The sequence below is a fragment of the Nocardia sp. NPDC047654 genome (assembly GCF_043205035.1).
GTDB lineage: Bacteria > Actinomycetota > Actinomycetes > Mycobacteriales > Mycobacteriaceae > Nocardia.
Map to the genome: position 1 here is coordinate 73,630 of NZ_JBIDDF010000011.1, position 24,387 is coordinate 98,016.

Consider the following 24,387-nt stretch of genomic DNA (forward strand, 5'->3'; position numbering starts at 1 on the left):
CGACACTACCGCCGGGCCACCGCACCGGGCACGCCGAACAGCGCCCGATCGGAATCCGGAACCCAGCAGGCGGCGGCGGTATCCCGGTTGTAGTTGTCCGCGACGTGCTCGACCAAATGCCGCAGTCCCGGATGCCGGTTGCCCGCCGACCACAACAACGCCAGGGGATAGGCGGGGGTCGGATCGACGATCATCAGGCGCCGCACGTTCGGATGCCACGGCGTCTGCCCCCCGTCGCCGCTGAACGTCGTCAACGACGACGAGTCCGCGATACGTTCGACGATCTCGGCCATACCCACGAGCGGACCCCTGGTATCGACCGGAATCCCGCTGAACGCGCTGAGCTCTCGATAGAAGTCGGCCCACTCCGACGGCACGGCCGCACCGGGCACCCACACCGGCTGCCCGGAGATCTCGCGCAACGCGATCGTCGACCGGCCCGCGAACGGATGATCCTTACCCACCAGCAGATACAACGGCTCCAAATACGCGGGAGCGGCGACGATATCGTCGGGCAGAGCCACCGGGCCGCCGTACGCGCGCGCGAGAGCCGCGTCGACGATGCCACCGCGCAACGCTTCCCGCGAGGTCGTGATCATATTCGAGATGACGATCTCGGTGTCGCGGTGCGGATGACGCGCGAGATAGAACTCCATCAAATCGGTCGCGGCCACCCGTTTCCCCAGCACCGCGACCCGCAACGGCCGCACTACCTCGCGCACCGCCCGCACCGCGGCCTCGGAGCCGGCGAGCAAGGAACGCGCGTACGGCAGCAACCGAGTACCGGCCGCCGTCGGCACACTGCCGCCGCGCCCGCGGTCGAACAGCTCCGTTCCCAGCTGCGACTCGAGCTTCGCGATGCGCTTGGACACCGCCTGCTGGCTGATCCCCAGCACCGAGGCCGCGTGACCGAACTGCTGCTCCTCCACCACCACGACGAACGCGCGCACCGCCGCGAGATCCAGCTCCACCCGCCACCTCCAGCGACAACCTTACGTTGTCCACCATGCCGCATCCATAATCCGACATCGACCATCATCACCGCTCACATGGACGCGCAACCACGATCAACCGACAGAGCCTACAACCATTCGATGTTCATCCGATCGTTCCCGCATCGCCGAGGAACCGGATGAGCACAGCCTCCCTCCTCCACCGGCCCGACCACCCGAATTCCGAACGCTCGACAGCACGACGGAATCGGCCCCAGCTGCCCCGAAGCCGAGCGACTCGGCATGTCCGCCATCGGCGGCCTCAAAGCGCTCCCGGAACCACCGTGGGCGGCGGCCGCATCACCTCCACCTCCGTGATCGGGCCCGCATAGCGCTCCACCTCCACCAGCGTCAGCTGCCCGGCGCACCCCTGGCTGAGCGTCGAAGAGGGACGGTCGGCGATGAGCACGTTCGGATTACCGTGGCGGCAGAATGTCGGGTCCGCCGGGTCGGGGTCATACCACGCTCCGGTGGACAACTGCGCGACACCGGCCCGCACCCCGTCGTCGACCACCAGACCGGCCAGGCAACTGCCCCGCTCGTTGAACACCCGCACAATCTCACCGGCACGCAGACCACGCGCGTCGGCGTCCGAAGGATGCATCCGGATCGGTTCACGCCCGGAGATCTTCACCGACCGGCTGTAGGCGCCCACGTCGAGCTGGCTGTGCAGCTTGGCCCGCGGCTGATTCGCCACCAACTGCAAGGGGAACCGGGCCGCCGCCGCACCACCGAGCCACTCCTCCGGCTCCAACCACACCGGATGCCCCGGGCAATCGGCGTACCCGAAGCGATCGATGGTCGCGGAAAAGACCTCGATCTTCCCGCTGGGCGTGCTCAGCGGGTGCCGATCCGGGTCGGCGCGAAAGTCCGCGGCCAACACCTGATTCGGGTCCGGAACCGGAAGCTCGAGGACATCACCGGCCCAGAACGCGTCGAAATCCGGCAGCTCGTGCCCCGCGCGCGACTGCTCGACACGCCATTGCTCATACAGATGCCGCAGCCACTCGACTGCCGAACGCCCCTCGGTGAATTCCTTGCCGACACCGAGCCGATCGGCCGTTTCGGCGAAGATCGAATAGTCGTCACGCGCCTGCCCATACGGGCGAGTCAGCGCCTTCATCGGGAAGAACGAACGGTCGCCTTCCCCCACGCCATAGTCGTCGCGCTCGATCGACATCGTCGCCGGGAGCACGATATCGGCGTGCCGCGCGGTGGCCGTCCAGAACGCATCGTGCACCACCACCGTGTCCGGACGACCGAACGCCGTACGCAGCCGAGCCAGGTCCTGATGGTGATGAAACGGATTGCCGCCACACCAGTACACCAACCGCACTTCCGGATACACCAGCTCCCGGCCGTTGTAGCGGAAGGGCGCGCCCGGCTCGAGCAGCATGTCCGCGATCCGCGCGACCGGAATGAAGGCGTCCACGCCATTGCGCCCCCGCGGAAGTCGCGGCGCAGGCACCCGCGCGGGCTCTCCGACACCGGCGGCCGAGCCGTACCCGTGTCCGAAGCCGCCTCCGGGAAGCCCGATCTGCCCCAGCATCGCCGCGAGCGCCACACCCGCCCACAGCGGCTGCTCACCATGGCGCGCCCGCTGCAGCGACCAACTCACCGTCACCAGCGTTCGCGCGGCAGCCATCTCGCGGGCCAGCGTCCGGATACGGTCGGCCGGCACACCGGTGATGGCCGCGGCCCACTCCGGATCCTTGACCACTCCGTCCCCCGCACCGCGCAGGTACTCCGCGAAGCGGTCGCAGCCCACCGTGTACTCGCGCAGGAACTGCTCGTCCGCCAAACCCTCCGCGTCCAGCACCTGGGCGAGCGCCAGCATCATCGCCACGTCGGTACCCGGCCGCGGCGCGATCCACTCCGCTTCGCTCTCCCGCGGGGTGTCGTCGCGCAGCGGACTGATCGACACGAAACGACAACCCCGCGCCCGCGCCGCCGCGATCCAGCCGCGCATGTTGTGGCGCGAGACCCCGCCCGGCGACACGGCCGCGTTCTTCGGCGACAAACCACCGAAAGCCACCACGAGTTCGGAATGTTCGGCCAAGACCGTCTTCGCCGTCGCCTGCTGCGTCACCCAGCCGATATCACCGATGACATACGGCAGGAACACCGTCGAGGTACCCAGGCTGTAGCTGTTCACGTGCCGGACGTAGCCGCCGAGACAGTTCAAGAAGCGGTGCAATTGACTCTGCGCGTGATGGAATCGCCCGGCGCTGGCCCAGCCGTACGAGCCGCCGTACACCGCCTGCGCTCCATGCTCCTGGTACACCCGGCCGAGCTCGCCCGCCAGCAGGTCCAACGCGCGCTCCCACGACACCGGGACGAAAGACTCCGAGCCCCGCGCACCTGGGCCCGGCCCGTTCTCCAGCCAGCCCCGACGAACATACGGCCGATCGATACGCGTCGAATGATGCTGCGCCGAAGCGACATTGTCGATCAGCGGCACCGGCTCCGGGTCACCTTGCCACGGCCGGACCGCTGTGAGCCGTTCGCCATCGCTGTCCGCCTCGAACGCGCCCCAGTGGGTCAGATGCGTGGTCACCGTCCCACCGTAACCGGCCACACGAACACCTGGCCGCCACTCGTTTCCGATGCCACCGTCAGTCGGATACGCGGCGCAGCTCGAAGATCCGGAACACCCGGCCGCCGGACAGTTCGTACTCCATGGCGTAACCGGGCCAGAACTCGACCGCCAGATCCCAGACGCGCTTACGCTCCACGCCGGTGATCTCGCGCACCGTGGCCGGGAACTGCTCGCCCTTGTGCCGGACCGAGGCGGTTTGCGCCGCACGCAGATTCGCCGACCAGGCCGGATGCTTCGGACCGCCCCAATTCGAACCGAGGACGATGAAGTCCGCACCGTGCGGCACATAGAGCAACGATGTGGTGCGCGGGATTCCCGTCTTCCGCCCCGGCACGGTGACCTCGACGGACGGCAGCCCCGCCAGATCCAGCACGCCTTTTCGGCCGCCGCTGGCCCGCCGGATCAAGCGGTCGACCCGTAGCACGACCGGCGCCGACCGCATGACCCAGCGCCGCTGGGCCAGCCGTCGAGCCAAGGCCGGCACCGGATTCGAGACCATATCGGGACACCTTTCCGTAGCGAGCTCGCGACTTGGCAGGCGCTCTAGATCTAACACCTCGTACCGAGGTCTGCGCACGGTCGGGCTTCAGTCATAAATTACGAAACTCATATTGACCGACGCGGCATCGCATGTAATATCTAACTCATACGATATGAGTTAGATAGGAGTTGACATGTATCTGATCACCGGCGCCACCGGCACCGTCGGCCGCCCCCTCGTCAGCGCTTTGCTATCCGCCGGAACGAGAATCCGAGCCGTCTCTCGACAACCCGTCACCGGCTTTCCCGAAGATGTGGAAGTCGTGGCGTTCGAAGAGATGAACGATGCCCTACAGGGGGTCGATGCCCTGTTCGTCCACCCGCGGGCCTGCAAGGATCATGTCGGCGAACTGGTCCGGCTCGCCGCGACATGCGGTGTCGGCCGGATCGTCGTCATGTCGGCCTGCAACGCCGACGACGAACCCGCTCATCAGCCCTCCCGATACAACGGTGACCGCAACACCGAGGTCGAGCGGGCGGTCGTCGCGAGCGGACTGCCGTGGGTGAGCGTACGACCGAGTTCGTTCGCCATGAACACATTGGCGATGTGGCGAAAGCAAGTGGCCGCTGGTGACACCGTCTTCGGCCCGTATGCGTCTTTCGCCGAGGCGGTCATCCACGAACAGGATGTCGCGGACGTCATCGCACGGGCCATGTGGGACGACAGCCTCCTCGGCCGTCGCATAACCATCACCGGTCCCGCGGCCGTGAGCCTCGAGCGGATGGTCGCCGTCATCGGCGACGCGATCGGCAAACCCCTTCGATTTCAGCAGGTTCCGGTTGAAGCGGCCACGCGCGCGATGATCGGGCAAGGTCTCGACGAGCGCTTCGTACTCGCGCTCATGGACCGCTACGCTCGTGAACTCGACCGAACGCCCACCGTCACCCACGAGGTGGACGCGATTCTCGGGCGTCCGGCACGCTCCTTCGCGACATGGGCCGCCGATCACCGGGCGGAGTGGTCGTGACGCCGTCCCCGCTCCGGTCCGGTGACGACGTGGACCGCGCGGTCTGGCACCTCGGCGCGCTGATCCAATTCGACGCCACCGCCAGCCAGACCGACGGCCGGCTCGCCATCACCAGGCACACCTGCCGACGCGGGACCGCGGCTCCGCCGCATCGGCACGAGCACGAGGACGAGATCTTCATCGTCTTGGCGGGTGAGCTCACCGTGCATATCGCAGACCAGCGATTTCGGGTGTCCACCGGCGCCACTGTCTTCGCGCCACGCGGATTGCCGCACGCCTACCGCGTCGATTCGGACATCTGCCGGTTCCTGACCCTGATCACACCGGGCGGATTCGAGCAATGGTTCGCCGAAACCGGCCGTCCGGCCGAATCCCTGTCTCTCCCTCCGGCGCCCACCAGTCCGCCCGACACCACCCTCCTCGCCGCCGCAGCCGCCCGCCACGGCGTCGAAATCCTGCGACCCTCCCCCGGGGCGGGCTTCTGACGCCAGTGCCGAACGGGTCGCTCTGCCCATCAACGAAGCACCCCTGCCCCACTTCCGGTGCCGCTTTCCGCGGCCCGCACCAACTCAGAAGGAACATCCATGCGTCTCATCGTCTTCGGGGCGAACGGTCCCACCGGCCGCTTGCTGACCACTCAGGCTCTCGCGGCCGGCCATGACGTCGTCGCCGTCACTCGCAAGCCACGCGATTTCCCGCTCGAACACGACCGGCTCACGACGTTCGAGGGCGACGTCCATGCGGCAGAGTCCGTCGAGAGCGCGATCGCGGGCGGCGACGCCGTGCTGTCGACACTCGGTGTGCCCTACAGCAAGCAACCGATCACGACGTATTCGGCCGGAGTCGCCAATATCGTCGCCGCCATGCGCAAGCACGCGGTACGCCGTATCGCGGTCGTCTCGTCCACTGCCGTGGACCCCAGACCATATGCGGACGCGGGATTTTTGTTCAATCGCGTCTTGCAGCCCTACCTCACGCAGGTCATGGGCAAAACGCTCTACGACGATATGCGTGCGATGGAATCCCTGCTCACAGAAACCGAACTCGACTGGACGGTCGTGCGTCCGAGTGGCCTGTACACCTCCGCGCTCGTCACCGACTACACCGTTGCGGAAGGGCACGCCGAGGGGCGGTTCACCTCCCGAGCGGACCTGGCCGCCTGCCTGCTCGGGCTCGTCGACGACGACCGATATGTCCAGAAGATCGTCAGCGTCGTCACCACCTCGAATAATCCCAGCCTGCTGCGACTGATTCGCACCGAGGCGCTCGGCAAGCACTGAGCGCACGGCGGCGCCTATTCCAGTTGGTGGTGCGTATAATACGGAATCCATACAAAGAATCGTGAAGGTGACTTGGATGAGTTCCGTAGTCGATCCGGCCGCGACCCGGCGACACCGGCGGTTGGTCACATCCGTCAAAGAGGCGCTACGCGATCTGAACACCCAGCTGTCCGTGCTCAACCGCCGCTTCGGCAACAAGGTGGAACTGAAGGACGTCGACTGGACCTGCCTGGATTTGATCAACCGACACGGGCCGCTGACGCCCACTGCGTTGGCGGCACGTGCCGGTCTGCACCCGGCGACATTGACCGGCATTCTGGACCGCCTCCAGCGTGGCGGGTGGGTCATCCGCGAGCGCGATCCCGAGGGCGCCGACCGACGCGCGGTCACCGTGCGTGCACTGCACGACCGAAACCCAGAGCTCTACCGCATATTCAGTGGAATGAACGGCCGGATGGACGACATCTGCGAGGGCTACACCGATGCCGAACTCGAGCTGATCGCGGAATTCCTCCGACGTAGCGCAGCCGCCGGCCACGAGTCGGCCGACGAACTCGCCTGACCGGAATCCCCGGATCCCCGGCCCGAGCACGGGCCCCTCCTCTCCTTGCTGGTTTTCTTTTGGTGCGGATGTGATGTTGACGTTTCGGTGAAGAGACATTGTTAGATGCGCATATCTACATATCCATATTTTTAAATTCCGCCAGAGGCTGCCCTTCCACCCCTCCGTAGCCATCCGAGCAAGTCAGAGAAGTTCGTTTCGCCTGGACAGCCCTCCCCGTCTTCCTGAAAACGGACAAGCGACCAGTTACCCTGTCCCCCGTGGCCTCCACCCCATCCGTGCGCCAGAGGTCCACGAGCGCCCGTCGCCCCTTCCGGAACAGGAGTTCGATGCGTTCCCACCCCCGCCGCGTCTCGGCCGCCCTCGCGGCTGTCGCCGCCGCCTTACTCGGAGTCGCCGCTCCGGCGGCGGCTCGGCCCGCGCCACCCGCCGTGGTCACGCCGATGGGCCCGGACTTCCTCTGGGGCGTCGCCGCGTCGGGGTACCAGTCGGAAGGCCATGCCCCGGACAGCAACTGGTCTCGTTACGTCGCGTCCGGTAAGACATCGGACCCGTATCAGGATTCGATCGACTTCTATTCGCGCTACCGCTCGGACATCGCCCTCGCGGCGGGCCTGGGCGTGAAGGTGTACCGCATCGGCATCGAGTGGGCGCGGCTCCAGCCGGAGCCGGGCAAGTGGGACCCCGAGGGATTGCGGTTCTACGACGACGTCCTCGCCGCGATCACGGCCGCGGGTATGCGCCCCATGATCACCATCGACCACTGGGTCTATCCGGGTTGGGCGGTCGACCGCGGGGGCTGGAACAACGCGGGAATCGTCGAGGACTGGCTTGCCAACGCACGCACGGTCGTCGATCGCTACGCCACGTACAAGCCGTTGTGGGTCACGTTCAACGAGCCGACCTTCTACGTGGTGAACGAACTGCGCAACGGCGGATTGCCGCCCGCCGCCGCGCCCGCGATGCAGGACCGGATCGCCGAGGCGCACAACAGCATCTACGACTTCATTCACCGAGTTCAGCCGGACGCGATGGTGACCAGCAATGTCGCCTACATCCCGGCCGCCGAGGACGTGGTGAACAAACCACTGGTGGACAGGATCGGCGCAAAGCTCGACTACATCGGCATCGACTACTACTACGGCCTCTCCCCCGACAGCCTCACTACCACGGGGAACCTCACCGAATTGTGGAAGAATCCGTTGCAGCCGGAAGGCATCTACTACGCGCTGCAGCACTACGCGCGCCAGTTCCCCGGCAAGCCGCTCTACATCGTGGAGAACGGAATGCCCACCGAGAACGGCCTGCCACGGGCGGACGGCTACGGCCGCGCCGATTCCCTCCGCGACACCGTCTACTGGCTGCAGCGCGCCAAGGCCGACGGCATCGACCTGATCGGCTACAACTACTGGAGCCTCACCGACAACTACGAGTGGGGTTCCTACACACCACGTTTCGGCCTGTATACGGTCGACGTCCGCACCGATCCGGCGCTGACGCGCAAGCCCACGGATGCGGTGGCCGCCTACACGGACATCACCCGAGCCGGCGGCGTCGCACCCGGGTACCGCCCGACCCGCGCGCCGAAGGATTGCTCTTTCGTGGACGGTCCGGCAAGCTGCTCCGACCCAGTCACCGTGCCGCGGTGAGATCGAAGCCGCATGTCGGCGAGTGGAGGTAGGCGATGACCGACGACCCCGTCGCGGTACTCCGGCGCTGGGCCGACGCGGGCGGTATCTGGCGGGTCGCCGGGCGCCGATCCGGTTCCGTCACCGTCGCGCTCTACCAATGCACCGGCGATGCGGAAGTCGATCGGCTGACCTCCTCCGATCCCGAGCTGCTCCGCTATATCGGTGAGCGGACCAGCAGCGAGGACTGAAACGCTCAGCCCGCGACCGATCCCGTCGCACCCGACCACAGCCGCTCCAGCACTCGAGCGGCCGGTTCCACGGAGGTGACCAGATCGACGCCCGAGCCCGCGTCGATCGGCGCGACGGCCGGATCGTTCGCGGCGAGCGCGGCGGTGAGCGCGTGCTTGGCCACCGGATCCGTGGCGAGTTCCTCCTCCCGTCCGGTCCATCGGTCGGTGAACCCGGTGCGTAGCACTCGCGCGGGAAACCTCACCGGCCACGGCAATTCCATCCCCACGTCGTAGGCGCGGGTGAGCACGGTGTCGGTGCGGCGCGCGTCGAGCAGGGCTCGGCGGCCCGCATCCGACAGCAGCGATTCCGAGCACGCCGCCAGACAAGTACCGAGCCATGCGCCACTGGCCCCCGCTCGGAGTACGGCGGCGAGATCCCGCGGTGCCCCGATGCCGCCCGCCGCGAGCACGGGGACCGTCGCCACGTCCAGCACCTCGTCCAGCAGTGGCAGGAGCGGCGCGTTCACGGCGCCGTGTCCGCCACCCTCCACGCCGCGGGCCACGAGGACACCGATGCCCGCGTCTTGCGCACGCCGCGCGTCCTGCCCGCTGTAGACCTGGGTGGCAGGGACGATTCCCGCGTCCGCGACGCGAGCCGTCCAATCCAGGTCCGCGCCGAAGCTCACCGAGATCAGGGTGGGACGAGCCTCGATCGCGACCTCCAGCAGCCGCGGCTCCCGCGCGACGACCCAATCGACAAGACCGATGCCGAACGGCCCGTCCAAGCCCCGGATGTGCGGCAGTTCCCCCTCCAGCGCCGCGACCGATCCGGCGCTGCCCATCCCGATCATGCCCAGTCCACCGGCCGCGGTCACCGCCGCGGCGAGCCGTCCGCCCGCTACGCCACCCATCGGCGCGTTGACCAGTGGCATCCGTGCACCGATCCGGCGCGCCCATGCCGTCGCCGCACTGATATCGGGTGCCGGGGGCTGTTCGGAGGAAGTCACGCCTCCATCGCAACACACGCCGCCACGACCGATCACGGACTCCCCCGTCGCGGGTGCGGATCACGGCCGGCGACCGAGCATGTCCAACAGCCCGTCGAGTTGCAGTTCGAACAATTCCCCCCGGTCGGCGAAGGTGTCGGCGCCGTACATGTCGAAGACGTCCGCGCTCACCGCCCCGAACAGACCGACCCAGAACGTCACGCCGCGGACGATCAGCCAATCGGGCACCTCCAGCCGGAACTGGTCGCGAATCCGCGTGAAACTGCCCGCGAGAGCGGTGGATATCCGCAGCTCCCCCGCCGGGGCCACGAGTTCGCCTGCTCCGTACGCCCGAGCGAAGAGGGTCAGCATCGTGGCGATCACGCGGGTGCCCGGCGCGATGGTCTCGGCAGCCGGTGCGTCGTAACCGGGGACCGGCGTGCCGAACAGCAGCCCGTAGCGGGCGGGTTCGGCCAGCGCCCAGCGCCGTACCGTTCGCCCGAGCACCCGCAACCCGTCGATCGGATCGGCCTCGGCCGCCAGCGCGCCGTCGACCGCGTCGCCGAGCGCGTTGTAACCGTCCACGACGAGCAGGGTCAGCAACTCGTCGCGACTACGGACATATCGGTACACCGCCGAGGAGACCACGCCGAGGTCACGCGCCACCGCACGCAGCGACAGGGCGGCGGCGCCGTCGGTCGCCAGGTGTTCGCGCCCGATCCGGACGATGTCGTTCATGGTCCGGGCCCTGGCTCGGGCACGCGGTGTCGTCGGCATGACAAAACCATGCGCCATTCAGAGAGCGTTGTCAACTAATGAGAGCAGCGCTCTGAAAACGGGACGGGCAACAGCCGGCAAACCGCGTTACCGCAGTGATCCGCCGTTTCCAGCCGAGTTGCGGACCGTTACTTACCGGAGAGTAGTGTTAGCCGAGTCACTGGCGACACGATCGAGGAGTTCCACATGGACCAGCGGACGACGGATTTCGACGTGCTGATCGTCGGTTCGGGGTTCGGCGGCAGCGTCACCGCGCTCCGGCTGGTGGAGAAGGGTTACAAGGTCGGCGTGCTGGAGGCGGGCAGGCGCTTCGCCGACGACGAGTTGCCCGAGACCAGCTGGGAGCTGAAGAAGTTCCTGTGGGCGCCCGCGCTCGGCTGCTATGGAATCCAGCGCATCCATCCGCTGCGCAATGTCCTCATCCTCGGCGGCGCGGGCGTCGGGGGCGGTTCGTTGAATTACGCGAACACCCTGTACGTACCGCCGGAGCCGTTCTTCCGCGACGCGCAGTGGCGTGACATCACCGATTGGCGCGACGAGCTGACCCCCTACTACGAGCGTGCGCAGCAGATGCTCGGCGTGGTGCGCAATCCGCATCTGACGCCCGCCGACGAGGTCTTCAAGGCCGTCGCCGACGACATGGGCGTCGGCGACACGTTCGTGCAGACTCCCGTCGGCGTGTTCTTCGGCGAGCCGGGCAAGACGGTGCCGGATCCGTACTTCGGCGGCGTCGGCCCCGAGCGCACTGGTTGCGTCGAATGCGGCGACTGCATGGTGGGCTGCAAGTACGGCGCCAAGAACACCTTGGTGAAGAACTACCTCTACCTGGCGGAAAAGGCAGGCGCCGAGATCATTCCGATGACGACGGTCACCGAGCTGCGTCCGCATCCCGACGGCACCTGGGACGTGTCCACCGCCCGCACCGGCGCGTGGCTTCGCAAGCAGCCCCGCACGCTCACCGCTTCGCACGTCGTGCTCGCCGCGGGCACGCGCGGCACGCAGAAGCTGCTGTTCGCCATGCGCGACAAAAAGGTATTGCCGGACCTGTCCGATCGGCTCGGCATGCTCACGCGCACCAACTCGGAATCGATCGTCGGCGCGGCCACCAAGAAGGTGCGCCCCGGCGTCGACTTCACCAAGGGCGTCGCGATCACCTCCTCCATCCATCCCACTCCGGACACGCACATCGAGCCGGTCCGCTACGGCAAGGGCTCCAACGCCATGGGCCTGCTCCAGACGCTCATGGTGGACGGCGGTGGGCGCATCCCGCGCTGGCTGCGCTTCCTGGGCTTGGTGCTGCGGCATCCGATGAACCTGCTCAGCTTCCTGAGCACCAGGAACTGGAGCGAACGGACCATCATCTCGCTGGTCATGCAGCACCTGGACAATTCGATCACCACCTACACCAAGCGCGGCTTGTTCGGCCGCAAGCTCACCAGCAGACAGGGCCACGGCGAACCCAATCCGACCTGGATCCCGGTGGGCAACGACGTCACCAGGCGGGTCGCGGAGAAGATCGGCGGCATCGCGGGCGGCAGCTGGGGCGAGATCTTCAACATCCCGCTGACGGCCCATTTCCTGGGCGGAGCCGTGATCGGAGCCGACGCCGAGCACGGCGTGATCGACGCCTATCACCGCGTGTACGGCTACCCCACGCTCAGCGTGGTCGACGGCGCGGCGGTCTCGGCCAACCTGGGTGTCAACCCGTCGCTGACGATCACCGCGCAGGCCGAACGCGCGGCGGCGTACTGGCCCAACAAGGGCGAGGTGGACACCCGCCCCCTGGTGGGCACGGGATACCGTCGTATCGCTCCCGTCGCACCGGTGAACCCGGTCGTTCCGGCGAGTTCGCCCGCGGCTCTGGTGCTTCCGATCGTGCAGATCCGGGAAACGCCCGCCGCCGGGTAGGTCAGCGGACCCATGGGGGCGGACTCAGAAGAAACCCGGCCGCCGCTGACGCCAGAACATGCCACGCAGCTACCTCTGCTCAACTAGCCTTTATCTGGTCTTTTGTCGCTACGACAGCCAGGAGGCGACCGGTGAGCACACGGCGGCGTGGATGGCTCGCTCCCACGGCGATGGCGACGGCCGTCCTTCTCGCCCTCACCGGGTGCGGCGGCGACGAAGCGGACTCCGCCGAGGTGGGAGCACCGTCCGGTTCCACGGTGCTACCCGACCGGTTCGCCGGTGTGCCGATACCGGACGGACGGATCGATGATGCCGTGGGCGAACTGGACGACCTCGCCGAGAGCCTGCTCACCTCTTCGGGTGTTCCCGGCATGGCGGTCGCCGTGGTGCACGGTGGAAAAATGGTGTACAGCAGGGGCTTCGGCGTCCGCGACGTCGTGACCGAGGAGAAGGTGGACCCGGATACGGTCTTCCAGCTCGCGTCGCTGTCCAAGCCGGTCGGAGCGACGGTCGTGGCTCGCCGGATCGCCGCGGGGGGTGTCGAATGGGACACTCCGGTACACCGGCTGCTGCCGTCCTTCGCGCTCGCCGATCCCTACGTCACCGAGCACGTCACGGTCGGCGACCTGTACGCGCATCGCTCCGGGCTGCCCGATCACGCGGGTGACCTGCTGGAGGACCTCGGCTACGACCGCGGGCAGATCATCGACCGGCTCCGGCTGTTGCCGCTGGGCGCCTTCCGGGACTCCTACGAATACACCAATTTCGGGCTGACCGCGGCCGCTGTCGCCGTGGCCACGGCGGCGGGAACCGACTGGGAGACGTTGTCCGAACAGACGATCTACCGCCCGCTCGGCATGACATCGACCAGTTCTCGCTTCGCCGACTTCGCGGCTCGCGCGAACCGGGCCGAGGGGCACGTTCTGGTCGACGGGAAGTACGAGCCGGCCAATCCCCAGCGTCAACCGGACGCCCAGTCTCCGGCGGGAGGGGTCAGTTCCTCGGTCGCCGACCTGGCCAAGTGGATGACGATGGTGCTCGCGAACGGCTCCGCGGGTGGCTCCGTCCTGGTGCCACCGGAGGATCTTCTGCCCGCCATCTCCCCGCAGGCGGTGTCGGCGCCGCCGAAGACGCCCGACGCGCGCGCCGGGTTCTATGGATTCGGTTTCAACGTCGGCGATTCCGCCTCGGGCCGGGTAGTACTCGGTCACTCGGGGGCATTCGGCCTCGGTGCGGGCACGGCGTTCACCTTGATTCCCTCCGCCGACGTCGGCATCGTGACACTCACCAACGCGGCTCCGATCGGCGTGCCGGAAACGCTGAACGCGGAGTTCGCCGACCTGGTCCAGTTCGGGAAGGTCCAGCAGGACTGGCGCTCGCTCTATCGAACAGCATTCCAGCCGCTGGGCGCCCCGTCAGGGGCGCTGGCAGGCAAGCGGCCGCCCGCCGACCCCGCTCCCGCTCGACCGTCCGCCTCGTATACGGGCACCTACGACAATCCCTACTACGGCCCGGCGACCATCGCCGCCACCGGCGATTCCCTGACCCTCAGCCTGGGCCCGAACAAAATGACCTTCCCACTGAAGCACTGGGACGGCGACGCTTTCGTCTTCACACCGGCCGGCGAGAACGCCAACCACGGCTCGGTCTCCCGGGCGACCTTCGAGGACGGCAAGCTCACCCTCGAGTACTACGACATCGAACACCTCGGCGTGTTCACCCGTAGGTGACTTCGCCGGCCCTGAGCCCGCGGCCGGGGTGCGTGTCCCTCGCCGGGCGCTGTTGGACCCCTCTCCGAAGGTTTGCTGCCGACAGTTCCGGGAAGTCGCTGAATGCAGGAGAGGAGGCAGTGATGACCGAACCGAACGAGACCTATGACCCGCCGCAGGACACGGGGGCACCCGACTCGGTCGAATCCGATCCGGCGGCGCTCAACAGCGCCGAGGATCTCGACGAGGACCGACTGCGTTCCGACCCGCTGGAGGCCGGAATGGACCCGCCGGAACACTGGAGCGGCGTCACGAAGTACGGCGTGACACCGTGGGAGCAAGCTCATCCACGACCGATCGGGGACCGGCTCGCCGAGGAGGAGCCGGACGTCGACCCGAACCGCGCCGCCGAGACGGAGGAAAGCGGAAGACTCGAGGACGACGACCACAGGCTGAAAGACATCACCTCCGACAGCGACCGCGTGCCGGTCGACCTGCCCTACGAGGAGCAGATCGGTGTCGCCGCCGACGTCGCGGGCGGATCGGTGGCCGACGACATCCGTCGACCGGCACCGCCCGAATGAGAGGCGGCGTTCGAGGTTGATCGGCAGGCACTCGCCACTACCCGGTCGATCCCCACGCAGGGCATTCGTCGCATATCGCGTGATCGCCGCAAAAGTGACAGGCCGGGCAGGGCGCCCGGCCTGTCCGGCTCCTTAGTCGTCCGGGAGCCATACCAGACAGAACGTGTGCCCCACCGGGTCGGCGTAAACACGGAACGCTCCATCGGTTTCGGCTTGCACGAGTGTCGCCCCCAACGCGAGCACCGCCGGTTCGGCTTGCTCGATGTCGTCCACCAACACGTCGAAATGCACCTGCTGCGACGCCGCGGGGTCCGGGAAACGCGGCGGTTTGTACTGCGGCGCCGTCTGAAACGCGATGCGCCTGCCCGAGGTCTCCACCAGCACCACCCAGGCGTCGTCATCGTCCTCGAGCAGGTCTCCCCCGAGCAGGTCCCGGTAGAACCCGGCGAGTTTTCGCGGTTCGGGGCAGTCCAGCACGACGCTGCGCAACTGTCCGACGGCACTGTTCGATGTCATACTCCGACCTCCTGACCTACGCCATTCGTCGTTGCCTACCCGCCCCGACCGGCGACAAACTCGGCCGCACAAGCAAGCTCACCGCGTGCCTCCGGGATTCGACCGCACGATCCCGGCGCGGACCGACCGAACGCAACGGCCCGCCCGGCGTCACGCTTCCGCCGGACGGGCCGCTTCCCCGTTCGCTATGCGACGCCGCCACGTCACACAGCGTGATCATGGTAAGCACTGTCCCCGGTCAAATCCGGCAGCCACGCCGGACCATCGGACGTCCGATGAAAGACGGCTGCCGGTCGCGGGCGTTATTCGCCGTGCGAAGCTCGCCAGAGAGTATGTTCGCGGCTGATCGCTTCCTCGGCGTCGGATACGGCGTCCGCCCAGGCTGCTTCGGTGCTGTTCTGTTCCAGCACTTCGGCGACGATGCTCAGTTCGTTCGAGGCGACGGCATAGGCAGCGGCGCCGGTGCTGTGCTGGCGGGCCGACGACCACGCGGCCAGTCCCGCGACGGCGGCCGCGAAAATGCCTGCGAGGTCGAAAGTGACCGCGTTGAACGCCTTCGCCAGCGCCCCGGCCACACCCGCCACCTCGAAAACGAGTGCCAGCGTGCCGTATACCTGCGATCTGCGCTGGTGGTAGCCGGATTTGGCGGCGTACCACCGTTGTTGTTCCCTGATGCGATCGTCCAGATAGACGCGGCGCCGTTCGTCGAACGGAGCCGAACGCAGCTGCCGCATGCGGTCGGTAATGGTCGGCGCGGTGGTCGGCCGCAGGGCGAGCGCCGAGATGTCCTGGCGCAGCAGCATGATGCGCTCGATCAGCATCCGATCGGCCTCGGCCGGGGACAGCGTCCCGACGAACGGCGCACCCCGCACCGCGTACTTCCAGGTCAAGGTCTTCACCGACTCGGCGAGCGCGCGACCTTCGTACCAGGACTTACCCGGACGGCCGCGCAGGACACCCACGTCCACGGCGAGGATTCCGACGAAGGCCATGGCGGTCAGGATGGCCGCTACATCCGTGTGCGCGGAGCCGACGCGCACGGTGAACGCCGCGCACGCCGCCGCCAGCACCGCCAGCCAGAGCCGAGCTCCGTAGGCGCGGAGATAGAACTTCTGGCCGTACAGCGACGCCGTATCCGCGGACTGGAACAGCCCGGGGTAGTCGTCAGCGTGCCGCACGGGCAGCCAGGCGCGTTCGAACCGACATGGCCGAAGCGTAACAGGCAACCGGTGCCGCTCGAATCCATTTGCGCTGCTCGGGAATTGCGAAATCTTCCAGCTGCGAATCCGTGTTCCGCGACGGATGCCGCGTCACCCACGGCGAACTTGCAGATTTGCCATCAGATACCGGGTAGTGGCCCGATTACCGTCGGTCACAGCGATACGAGCGGTTCGCGGGGTGGCGCCGGAATTCGGTGATCCGCTGTCCATCCGCGACCAGTGATACCGCACCTGCGCCTCGAGGAATGCCCGATCGCTCTGATCGTCGCAGATGAAGATGACCTTGGCGATGGGAAAGCGGTCGATAACGCGTTGCAATTCGAAGCGTGTTCCCGCGTTGGCGGGCACGTACCCGGCCAGATCCAGCACGACGTAGTCGACCCGGGACAACAGCATGTCTACGGCCGCCTGCCAGAAGCTGACGTGACAGAGGATCGAACGCACAGGGTAGCTGCCCGCGGGATCGCGGACCCGGACCGCCAGATCGGTCACCCCAAGCAAGCGCGTGCGCCCTGGCGGCAACGGTTCGGCCGAGTATTTCGCCAGTTCCTCGCGCAACATGCGCGGTGATGCTACGAACATGGTACGGAAGGCATTGTTCCTGCGTACTTTCCGAACCTCTTCCGGGCTCACCGACGCGGCGCTGCGCAGGAGATGCACATATCCGAACTCGCGCCACGCGCCACGCAGGAATTCGCGTGCGCGCGCTCGATTGTCGAACAGGCGAAGATAGGCGATCCGGACCGGCTTCGCGCCGATCACGTTGGACTGCGGCGAGACCTGCTGAAGGCTCCCCTGACGCCTCGGCGGGGCGATGAACTTCACGGTGAGTGCCGGGATAATTGCGGCCGGGGACGACGTGGGGTCCGGGCCGACCCGGCTGATCCTAGCGCTGTAGGCGGGGTCCTGGGACCACTTCTCTACCGCACGGCTCGCACTCCACCGCCGCCACCGCAGCACCACCGACACCAGCAGCACCGCCGCCGACAGGAACACGAGGCCGAGGACGGCGGGCTCCAGTTCCGGTGCGGGACGCCGCGTCCCGTCGGATTCCTGCACCGTCAGCCCGGCCGCCAGTACCCACACGCCCAGCGCGACCGATACCGCGATCCAGAGCAGTCGCCGCACCGTTGCACGGCCGTGGCCGCGGATCCGCTGCACCGTGGCCCGGTGCGTCTCCAGCGGCGGCACCAGCATCGCGATCTGATCGGGATCGCGGTCCACGCGCCGCCGGATGGACCTGGCCCGCAACCCTTGCGATGCGTCGGTGACGGTCTCCGCACCGGCGGCGAACGCCCCAACCCCCAGCACCGCCAGCGGAAACAACACCAGCTGCCGCCACGTCGACAACTCCACTACGGGGACCCAGAGCGCCAGCAACTGCGGCCCACGCGCCCAGACCACGACCACGGCCGCTATCGACGCCACGAATCGAACGGCGTTACCGCCCGCCGAGCGGAACGACGCGGTTTCCTCGCCCCGCACGCGAGCGTACAACTCGCTGCCGCCCATTCCGCTGACCACCGCTGGCGCACCGTCCCGCCCCTGTGCCGACGAACATCCACACCGACGTCCGCATCCCCTGTATCGTCGACGGCTTCCGTCGCCGCACCAGTATGGACCAGGAACAGCCCGGGCACATCGTTGTCATCTCATGCGGGGTCGGCCGTTCGGTGGCCGGCCGCGACCCGTCCTACCCGATGCGCACCGGCGCGGACTTCGGGAAGACGACCGGCAATGCCGCCAGAGCTCGGTGGAACGGGCCCGGACGCCATTGCAGTTCGTTCTTGGGCCTGGCCAATTGGATTTCGGGCAGGGCGTCGAACAGCTGATCGATGGCGTTCTGCACCGTCATGTACGCGACGGATTTTGCCGGGCACGCGTGCGGGCCCGCGCTCCATGCCAGATGGGATCGGTTGCCGATCCGGCTGCCGCCGGGTTCGTCGGTCCCCCGGATCTCCGGGTCGTTGTTGCAACCTGCGAGGCTGATGACGACCGGCTGGTCCGCGGGCAACCAGACACCGTCGACCATGATCGGCTGCCGCGGATACGTCGTGCAGAAGTTCGCCATCGGCGGGTCGTTGAACAAGACCTCGTCGAGAGCGTCGGTGGTGGACAGGTTGCGTCCGAGGACGTCGCCGAAGCGGAACCGGTCGTCGGTGATCATCAGCAGCACGGCGTTGGTGATCAGATTGCGCTGCGCTTCGAAACCGGCACCGTAGAAGCTCATGAGCTGGGCGAAGATCTCGATGTCGTCGAGGTCGGTGGTGTGATGCGCCAGCCGTGAGGTGACGTCGTCGCCGGGTTCCCGGCGCTTGAGCCGGATGAGCTGCATCAACGCTTCCTTGAGCATTTTCATGCCCTCGGGGCCCCGGACGGTGTCGAAGCGGGCGGCCATGCCGGTCGCGACCCGCTCGCCGATCTCGCCCGGGCAACCGACCATCTCGTTGAGGACGTCGAGAACGAGCGGAAACGCGTACTGGGTCACCAGGTCGGCGGACCCGGCTTCGCAGAAGGAATTGATCAGCGGGACAGCGAGCTTCTCGACCGTGGTCGGCACGTCGAACAAATCGATCCCGTCGATGGCGTCGACGGACGCATGCCGATAGCGGTCATGCGCGAGGCCGGTGTTGTACCGCGCGGCCGGATACCACTCCATCATCGGCCGCACGGGCGAGTCCGAGGGGATGGTCTTCTGCCACGTGCGGGGATCGGCGGGGAAATGGTCGGGATCGCTGAGGATGCGCACCGCCGTCTGGTAGCCGATCACCAGGGTGGCAGGCACACCGGGCGCCAACTCGATCGGGACCAGCGAGCCGTGCTTACGGCGCATCTCCCGGTACGCGAGATGCGGGTCCGCGACGAACTCCTTGGTGTACAGCTCGACGCGCGGCGCGTCCGTCTCCATCGGGGATCCGTGCTGGACGGGGCACGCTCCGGTTCCAGTGGTGTGCGGCGCGGCCATCGGGGACTGTGGTGTGGTCAAGAACGTGACTCCAGGTTATGGAACAGCAATTCGACGATCGTGGTCAGTGAGCGGGTACACGTGCCTGCCGAGACCTGTAATCCAGAGCTCGGCGACCCGCCTACGCTAGCAACATAGCAACGCTCCGGTCGTGGCGCCGACGAAGGCGGCACCGGCGAACACGCGAGAGCGGGTTCGCGACAACGCAATTCGACGCATCCGACGGCGAGAGTTCGGCGGAGGCGCTGGTCGGCATCCGAGCGCACGGTGGTCGCGGGCCTGCCCGAGTTCGTCCTCGACGCGCGGAGGACGTGGCACGCCGCCTGCGGTCACCGGCCGCAGGCCACCGCCGGGCGGATTACGGTTGGCGTTCGTCACCGACGCCGGTCAACGAGACCGTGGTAGCGACCGCCTGCTTCGCGTCGTCGACGGTGCATCGGCCGAGGCCGCAGGCGGTGGCGACACCATAGGCCGTGCGTCCGGCCGCCTCTTCGAAGAGAGCGAGCGCGCGGGCGCTGTCTTCGCGGGAGTCCGGGGAGACGACACCGGCGATCACTCTCCACTCGTCGTCGAGCTTGCGCAGCGGTGCGTAGAACCGCGGATCCAGCGGTGCCGGTTCGGCGCCGTGGGCGCACGGGATGTGCACCGGGGGTAGTCGCGTTCCCTGTTTGTTCAGCAACCGTCCGGTACGACGCAGCAACTTCACCGCTGGGGTGAGACTGCGTGGAGTCAGCAGGCTCTTGTGCTGATAGTCGCCGTAGCACAGGTGCACGATCGCTTCCGCCCCGACCTCGTGCATCCGCCCGAGAAAACCGGCGAGCTGCCGCGCGACGAGCGGCGCCAGCGCCCATTGCGAACGTAGTTGCTCGGCTCTGACCACGCTCAGCAGCGCGATGGGTGACTCCACCTGAAAGACGACGCGATCGCCGTACCGCTCGACGACCTGGGTCATCTCCTGCAATACGGCTTCGGTGAACACCGGTAGGTGCCGCAGCGCATCGACCACGAACCGGGAACCTCGCACCGCCGGCCCGACCGGGAGCCCAGCGGAGACCGCGGCGCCCGCGAAGACGAACATCGCGAGGTCCAGCGGGTTCGGCTGACTTATCTGCACTTTCGTCCCGGCCAGCTCGGGCCGGTCGCCGCGCAGCGCCTCGAACGCGTCCACGACCTGGCCGATGCGCTCGACGCGGTCCATCGAGACGTGCCGCGGCTCCAGCGTGCACCCGGGCCGCACACCGTAGCTGGGGAAATCGCTGTAGTCGGTGTACTCGCCCGCCCGCACGATCTCGAAGACGTCGGCGTGCTGCTTGCGCGTACGAAGGTAGTCGAAGATCCAGTCCGGATCGAGGTCACAAGGCACCGCCGTGACCGGCCGTCCCTCGCTGTTGTCGGCAAACCATTGCATGACGGCACGATCACCCGTCATCAGTTCGGCAGGCAGGGTGCCGACATAATGCGCGAATCTGGTCATCTGTGGCTCTTCTGTTGTCCGGACGCGGGTTTCGCGACCCGGGGCAGTCCTGTTACGCCGATCGGTAGCTGCGCAAAGCCTACACGGCCCCGCTCCGATCGCGCATCCCTCATGTTCCCACGCTATGGAGAAGCCAGGGACGTCTCCGGCCATCCGCACTGCCATGACCTATCTCCGAAATTTCGCCACGCGCAGCTGGATTCGCGGTCTACCATCAATGTCGTCCAGAATGATCTGCTGGGTAGAAGATTTCCACGGCGCCCGGTTCGCACGGGCACCGTGTCGCGTATCGATTTGCTGTGCATCACTGATCTGATCCGAACGAACGCAGACCCTCGACAGCTCCATCGTCGACGGTCTCGGAATCCATCTCGGGGGTGAGGGCCACGCATGACCATCGAAGTGCTCGGATCGAGACAGGTCCGGCTCGTGTCCTGACCGATACCTGATGTGCGTCTCGACGAGTTCGCGGGATCCCGCCATGTCCGATCCGCAGGACTAGGACCCGATCAGCTCCGAGACGATCCCGCTCGGGTGAGATGCGGACCGACGCAGAACAACTGGGGACCGGCGCACCCTCCGACCCCGGATACGGCTTGCCCGGCGGTGCTCGATACACACCCGTGCACCAACCCCCGTAGTGCGACAGGCCTGCGGAACGTCGCCGACGCGGCGGTCGCGAGAACCTTTCAGACAGAACGGAGTCCCCGCATGGCCTTCGAATTTCTCGTGCCTGCTCTCACCGCGCTCGTCGCGGTGGTCGTCTTCGTGGCCGGAGATCGCCTACATCCGAAGACCTGGCGGCAGACCGACGACGACACGGTCGGCGCGTTGGTGCTCAACCTGATCAACACGATCTTCATGGCGGTGGTGGCGTTCATCGTGGTGATCGCCTGGCAGCAGTACGACAACGCGCGCAACCACACCATCGCCGAAGCCAAGGCGCTCATCGATACGTACTGGGCCGCGCACGGAATGCCCGAGCCCGCCCACACGCGAATCCAGGGCCTGGTGCGCGATTACACCGAGCAAGTCCTCACCGAGGAATGGACCGTCATGGCCGACGACGGTCATCTCAGTCAATCCACCCAGAACACCCTCGACGCCCTGCGCGACGCGGTGGCCGCGGTGGACACTGCGGACACCGAGGTCGACACGCTTCGTACCAGCGCCCTGACCAGCCTCGACGCGGTGGCCCAAGCGCGCGCCGACCGTGCGCTGGACGCAGGCTACCGGGTTCCCGGCTTCCTCTATCTGGCCATGTGGATCTGCACGGTCCTCCTGCTGTTCAGCGTGGTCCTCTCCGGTGTGCAGATCACCAAGCGCAGTGTCGTGACCACCGCGCTGCTCGGCGCCATCGTCGGTGTGGTGATCCGGGCGATCTACAACCTCGACGAGCCGTTCTCCGGTGGGAACGTGGTCCCGAAGGAAGCCTTCGAACTCGCTCTGTCCCGGTATCAGCACACCACGTGACCTTCCGGCCCGGTTTCGACTACGACGAGGCGACTGCACATGCGACGCAACCGTGACGCAACTCGAACACATCGGATGGCACGAGGATTGGCCACCGCGATGCTGCCGCTGACCCTTGCGGCACTCGCGGCTCGACCCCTGGAAGCATCAGCGGACCCGCTGCCCTGGCTGCCCCTCGGCGACCTGGCGACGGGGAGTTCGGGCGCAGCCCCCGGCTCCGACCCCGTGGGCACCTTCCCGGGCAATGGTTCCAGCCTCGACGCAGGCACCCCGTCGTCCGGCAGTGCCTCAGGCCTCGACGCCGAGGGCGCGACCAGCGGTGGGTCTTTGGCTCTCGGTCCGGTTCGGTTCCCTTCCGGCAGCGCCGGTCGTCCGGCAACCGGCAGCGCCGAGACCGGTGGCGCTCGTGGCGGGCTTCTCGCCACCGGGCGTGCGCAACTCGACGACGGCACATCCCGCGCGGCGGACACGACGGCCCACCCGGACATCACGGCGAGTAGTCCGGCCGAGTCGCTGCGACTCGACACGGGCAGCGTCCAGGCGGCATGCACCGGCAGCGCCGCGACGGGCAGCGCGTTGCTCGTGCTCGGGCTCGCGACCGGCAGCGGCTTCGGCTCCCTCGGATCCAGCCTCATCGGCCCGGGATCGAGCCTCGTCGGTACGGGGTCGAGCGGATCGGCCCTCGGCAGCGCGGGCGTCGGCAGCGCCTTCTCCGGCAGCGCATTGCTGACCTGCTTGTTGCTGCTTCCCACCCCGCCGCCGGTGCCTATGAGCCCACTCGAACTCGGCCCGCCCGCCCCCGAATTCCGTATCGTTCCGTCACCGGCCGCGGTCGCGACGCAGCTACCGCTCCAGGCCGAACGCCCCCTCGCCGCGCTGCCCTCGTCCCCACCCAGCCGTCAGCGGGGAAAGGACGTGCAAGCCGCCGAACCGCCCCGAGACCCTGCCGTTTGGAACCTCATGAGGCTCATGACGGTCTTGGTGGTCACGGTCATCACCGTCGTCGGTATCCGTATATCACCCGGCCCCAAACGAACCCGCTGACCGGGCGAGAGGTACGGCCGCACTCGCCCGGTTCACGCCCTTTCGCAGCACCTACCTCAGCGGGGCGCCATCCGGATGGCACCGTCGAGGCGGATGGTCTCGCCGTTGAGCATCGGGTTCTCCACGATGTGCCGCGCGAGCGCGGCGTATTCGGCAGGGTCGCCCAGTCGCGAGGGGTGCGGGACCTGCGCGCCCAGGGAGGCGATGGCCTCATCGGGCAGCGTGGCGAACAGCGGAGTGTGGAACAGTCCCGGCGCGATGGTCACCACGCGGATCTTGATCGCCGCGAGGTCACGCGCCACCGGCAGGGTCAGGCCTACGATCCCGCCCTTTGAGGCCGAGTACGCCGCCTGCCCGATCTGGCCGTCGAACGCCGCCACCGACGCGGTGTTGATGATGACGCCCCGCTCCTCGCCCACCGGATCGGTCTTGGCGATCCGTTCGGCGGCAAGCCGGATCACGTTGAAGGTGCCCACCAGGTTGACGTTGATCACCTTGGTGAAGTCCGCCAACGGGAATGCCCCGTTCTTGCCCACGGTCTTGATGGCATTGCCGATGCCCGCGCAGTTCACCGCGATGCGCAGGTCGCCCAGCTCTTGCGCGGCATCGAGGGCGGCGGTGACCTGCTCTTCGTTCGTGACGTCGGCCGCGGCGAAGACCACGCCGTCGCCGAGTTCCTTGGCGACGGCCTCGCCCGAGGACGACGGCAGGTCGACGATCACGACCTTGGCGCCCTTGCCGTGCAGCTCCCGCACGGTCGCCAAGCCGAGTCCCGAAGCACCACCGGTCACCGCCGCGACCGCGTTGCTGATCTCCATCCCACTCCTCTTCTCCGGGTTGCCGAACAACGGCGCGAAACGTCGGCCGACTGGTTTCCGCTGCCGCCCCTGGACGGGGAGCCAGGTGTCGTGACCAATCGGCACACGGCG

General features: G+C 67.4%; 22 protein-coding genes. 11 read left to right on the forward strand and 11 right to left on the reverse strand.

The annotated features are described in order from the left end of the window. Nucleotides 1-5: 5 nt before the first annotated feature. The 3 genes from ACGF7Y_RS24760 to ACGF7Y_RS24770 form a co-directional block, all read right to left on the reverse strand. Nucleotides 6-971: a LysR family transcriptional regulator gene (locus ACGF7Y_RS24760; RefSeq protein WP_393236935.1), complete on the reverse strand. Its 966-nt coding sequence runs from the start codon at nt 969-971 to the stop codon at nt 6-8. Nucleotides 972-1,254: 283 nt separating this feature from the next. Then, on the reverse strand, nt 1,255-3,549 hold the full coding sequence (locus tag ACGF7Y_RS24765; RefSeq protein WP_393236937.1) for a molybdopterin guanine dinucleotide-containing S/N-oxide reductase: 2,295 nt from the start codon (nt 3,547-3,549) through the stop codon (nt 1,255-1,257). 58 nt (nt 3,550-3,607) lie between these two features. Continuing rightward, nucleotides 3,608-4,090 carry a nitroreductase family deazaflavin-dependent oxidoreductase gene (locus tag ACGF7Y_RS24770; RefSeq protein WP_393236940.1) on the reverse strand — a complete coding sequence of 161 codons (483 nt, stop codon included), beginning with the start codon at nt 4,088-4,090 and terminating at the stop codon, nt 3,608-3,610. A 175-nt stretch (nt 4,091-4,265) separates the two neighbouring features. Between ACGF7Y_RS24770 and ACGF7Y_RS24775 the strand changes: the two genes are divergently transcribed. The 6 genes from ACGF7Y_RS24775 to ACGF7Y_RS24800 all read left to right on the forward strand — a co-directional run bounded on the left by ACGF7Y_RS24775 (nt 4,266) and on the right by ACGF7Y_RS24800 (nt 8,820). After that, on the forward strand, nt 4,266-5,099 hold the full coding sequence (locus ACGF7Y_RS24775; RefSeq protein ID WP_393236943.1) for an NAD(P)H-binding protein: 834 nt from the start codon (nt 4,266-4,268) through the stop codon (nt 5,097-5,099). Next, on the forward strand, nt 5,096-5,584 hold the full coding sequence (locus ACGF7Y_RS24780; protein ID WP_393236946.1) for a cupin domain-containing protein: 489 nt from the start codon (nt 5,096-5,098) through the stop codon (nt 5,582-5,584). The genes ACGF7Y_RS24775 and ACGF7Y_RS24780 overlap by 4 nt, the downstream gene beginning before the upstream one ends. Nucleotides 5,585-5,683: 99 nt before the next feature. Continuing rightward, nucleotides 5,684-6,379 (forward strand): NAD(P)-dependent oxidoreductase, encoded by a 696-nt coding sequence (locus ACGF7Y_RS24785; protein WP_393236949.1) that lies wholly within the window; start codon nt 5,684-5,686, stop codon nt 6,377-6,379. Nucleotides 6,380-6,455: 76 nt separating this feature from the next. Beyond that, the gene (locus ACGF7Y_RS24790; RefSeq protein WP_393236952.1) at nt 6,456-6,941 is read left to right on the forward strand and encodes a MarR family winged helix-turn-helix transcriptional regulator; all 486 of its coding nucleotides are present in this window, start codon (nt 6,456-6,458) and stop codon (nt 6,939-6,941) included. 329 nt (nt 6,942-7,270) lie between these two features. After that, a complete protein-coding gene (locus tag ACGF7Y_RS24795) occupies nt 7,271-8,590 on the forward strand; it encodes a glycoside hydrolase family 1 protein (RefSeq protein ID WP_393236955.1) in 1,320 nt (439 codons plus the stop codon). Between the two features lie 35 nt (nt 8,591-8,625). Beyond that, nucleotides 8,626-8,820 (forward strand): hypothetical protein, encoded by a 195-nt coding sequence (locus ACGF7Y_RS24800; protein WP_393236958.1) that lies wholly within the window; start codon nt 8,626-8,628, stop codon nt 8,818-8,820. 5 nt (nt 8,821-8,825) lie between these two features. On the opposite strand, the gene ACGF7Y_RS24805 is transcribed toward ACGF7Y_RS24800, so the two are convergent. After that, the gene (locus ACGF7Y_RS24805; protein WP_393237356.1) at nt 8,826-9,734 is read right to left on the reverse strand and encodes an NAD(P)H-dependent flavin oxidoreductase; all 909 of its coding nucleotides are present in this window, start codon (nt 9,732-9,734) and stop codon (nt 8,826-8,828) included. A 135-nt stretch (nt 9,735-9,869) separates the two neighbouring features. After that, nucleotides 9,870-10,565, reverse strand: a complete 696-nt coding sequence (locus tag ACGF7Y_RS24810) for a TetR/AcrR family transcriptional regulator (protein ID WP_393236961.1) — start codon at nt 10,563-10,565, stop codon at nt 9,870-9,872. Nucleotides 10,566-10,751: 186 nt separating this feature from the next. On the opposite strand from ACGF7Y_RS24810, the gene ACGF7Y_RS24815 reads away from it, so the two are divergent. From ACGF7Y_RS24815 to ACGF7Y_RS24825, 3 genes are all read left to right on the forward strand, one after another. After that, nucleotides 10,752-12,473, forward strand: coding sequence for an FAD-dependent oxidoreductase (locus ACGF7Y_RS24815; RefSeq protein WP_393236964.1), 1,722 nt, complete (start codon nt 10,752-10,754; stop codon nt 12,471-12,473). 170 nt (nt 12,474-12,643) lie between these two features. Beyond that, nucleotides 12,644-14,203 carry a serine hydrolase gene (locus ACGF7Y_RS24820; RefSeq protein ID WP_393237359.1) on the forward strand — a complete coding sequence of 520 codons (1,560 nt, stop codon included), beginning with the start codon at nt 12,644-12,646 and terminating at the stop codon, nt 14,201-14,203. Between the two features lie 122 nt (nt 14,204-14,325). Next, nucleotides 14,326-14,766, forward strand: a complete 441-nt coding sequence (locus tag ACGF7Y_RS24825; RefSeq protein ID WP_393236967.1) for a hypothetical protein — start codon at nt 14,326-14,328, stop codon at nt 14,764-14,766. 132 nt (nt 14,767-14,898) lie between these two features. Here ACGF7Y_RS24825 and ACGF7Y_RS24830 read toward each other — a convergent pair whose 3' ends face one another. The 5 genes from ACGF7Y_RS24830 to ACGF7Y_RS24850 form a co-directional block, all read right to left on the reverse strand. Next, nucleotides 14,899-15,282, reverse strand: coding sequence for a VOC family protein (locus ACGF7Y_RS24830; protein WP_393236969.1), 384 nt, complete (start codon nt 15,280-15,282; stop codon nt 14,899-14,901). Nucleotides 15,283-15,584: 302 nt separating this feature from the next. Next, on the reverse strand, nt 15,585-16,460 hold the full coding sequence (locus tag ACGF7Y_RS24835) for a DUF4231 domain-containing protein (protein ID WP_393236972.1): 876 nt from the start codon (nt 16,458-16,460) through the stop codon (nt 15,585-15,587). 132 nt (nt 16,461-16,592) lie between these two features. Further along, the gene (locus ACGF7Y_RS24840) at nt 16,593-18,026 is read right to left on the reverse strand and encodes a hypothetical protein (RefSeq protein WP_393236975.1); all 1,434 of its coding nucleotides are present in this window, start codon (nt 18,024-18,026) and stop codon (nt 16,593-16,595) included. Between the two features lie 169 nt (nt 18,027-18,195). Next, nucleotides 18,196-19,467 carry a cytochrome P450 gene (locus ACGF7Y_RS24845; protein WP_393237362.1) on the reverse strand — a complete coding sequence of 424 codons (1,272 nt, stop codon included), beginning with the start codon at nt 19,465-19,467 and terminating at the stop codon, nt 18,196-18,198. Nucleotides 19,468-19,825: 358 nt separating this feature from the next. After that, nucleotides 19,826-20,941, reverse strand: coding sequence for a hypothetical protein (locus ACGF7Y_RS24850; RefSeq protein WP_393236978.1), 1,116 nt, complete (start codon nt 20,939-20,941; stop codon nt 19,826-19,828). Between the two features lie 711 nt (nt 20,942-21,652). Between ACGF7Y_RS24850 and ACGF7Y_RS24855 the strand changes: the two genes are divergently transcribed. Together ACGF7Y_RS24855 and ACGF7Y_RS24860 are read left to right on the forward strand one after the other, a co-directional pair. Beyond that, nucleotides 21,653-22,414, forward strand: a complete 762-nt coding sequence (locus ACGF7Y_RS24855; RefSeq protein WP_393236981.1) for a DUF4239 domain-containing protein — start codon at nt 21,653-21,655, stop codon at nt 22,412-22,414. A gap of 75 nt (nt 22,415-22,489) precedes the next feature. Next, entirely contained in the window at nt 22,490-23,458 is a 969-nt protein-coding gene (locus ACGF7Y_RS24860; protein ID WP_393236983.1) for a hypothetical protein, read from the forward strand. A gap of 56 nt (nt 23,459-23,514) precedes the next feature. On the opposite strand, the gene ACGF7Y_RS24865 is transcribed toward ACGF7Y_RS24860, so the two are convergent. Continuing rightward, a complete protein-coding gene (locus ACGF7Y_RS24865; RefSeq protein ID WP_393236986.1) occupies nt 23,515-24,276 on the reverse strand; it encodes a 3-hydroxyacyl-CoA dehydrogenase in 762 nt (253 codons plus the stop codon). Nucleotides 24,277-24,387 lie beyond the last annotated feature (111 nt).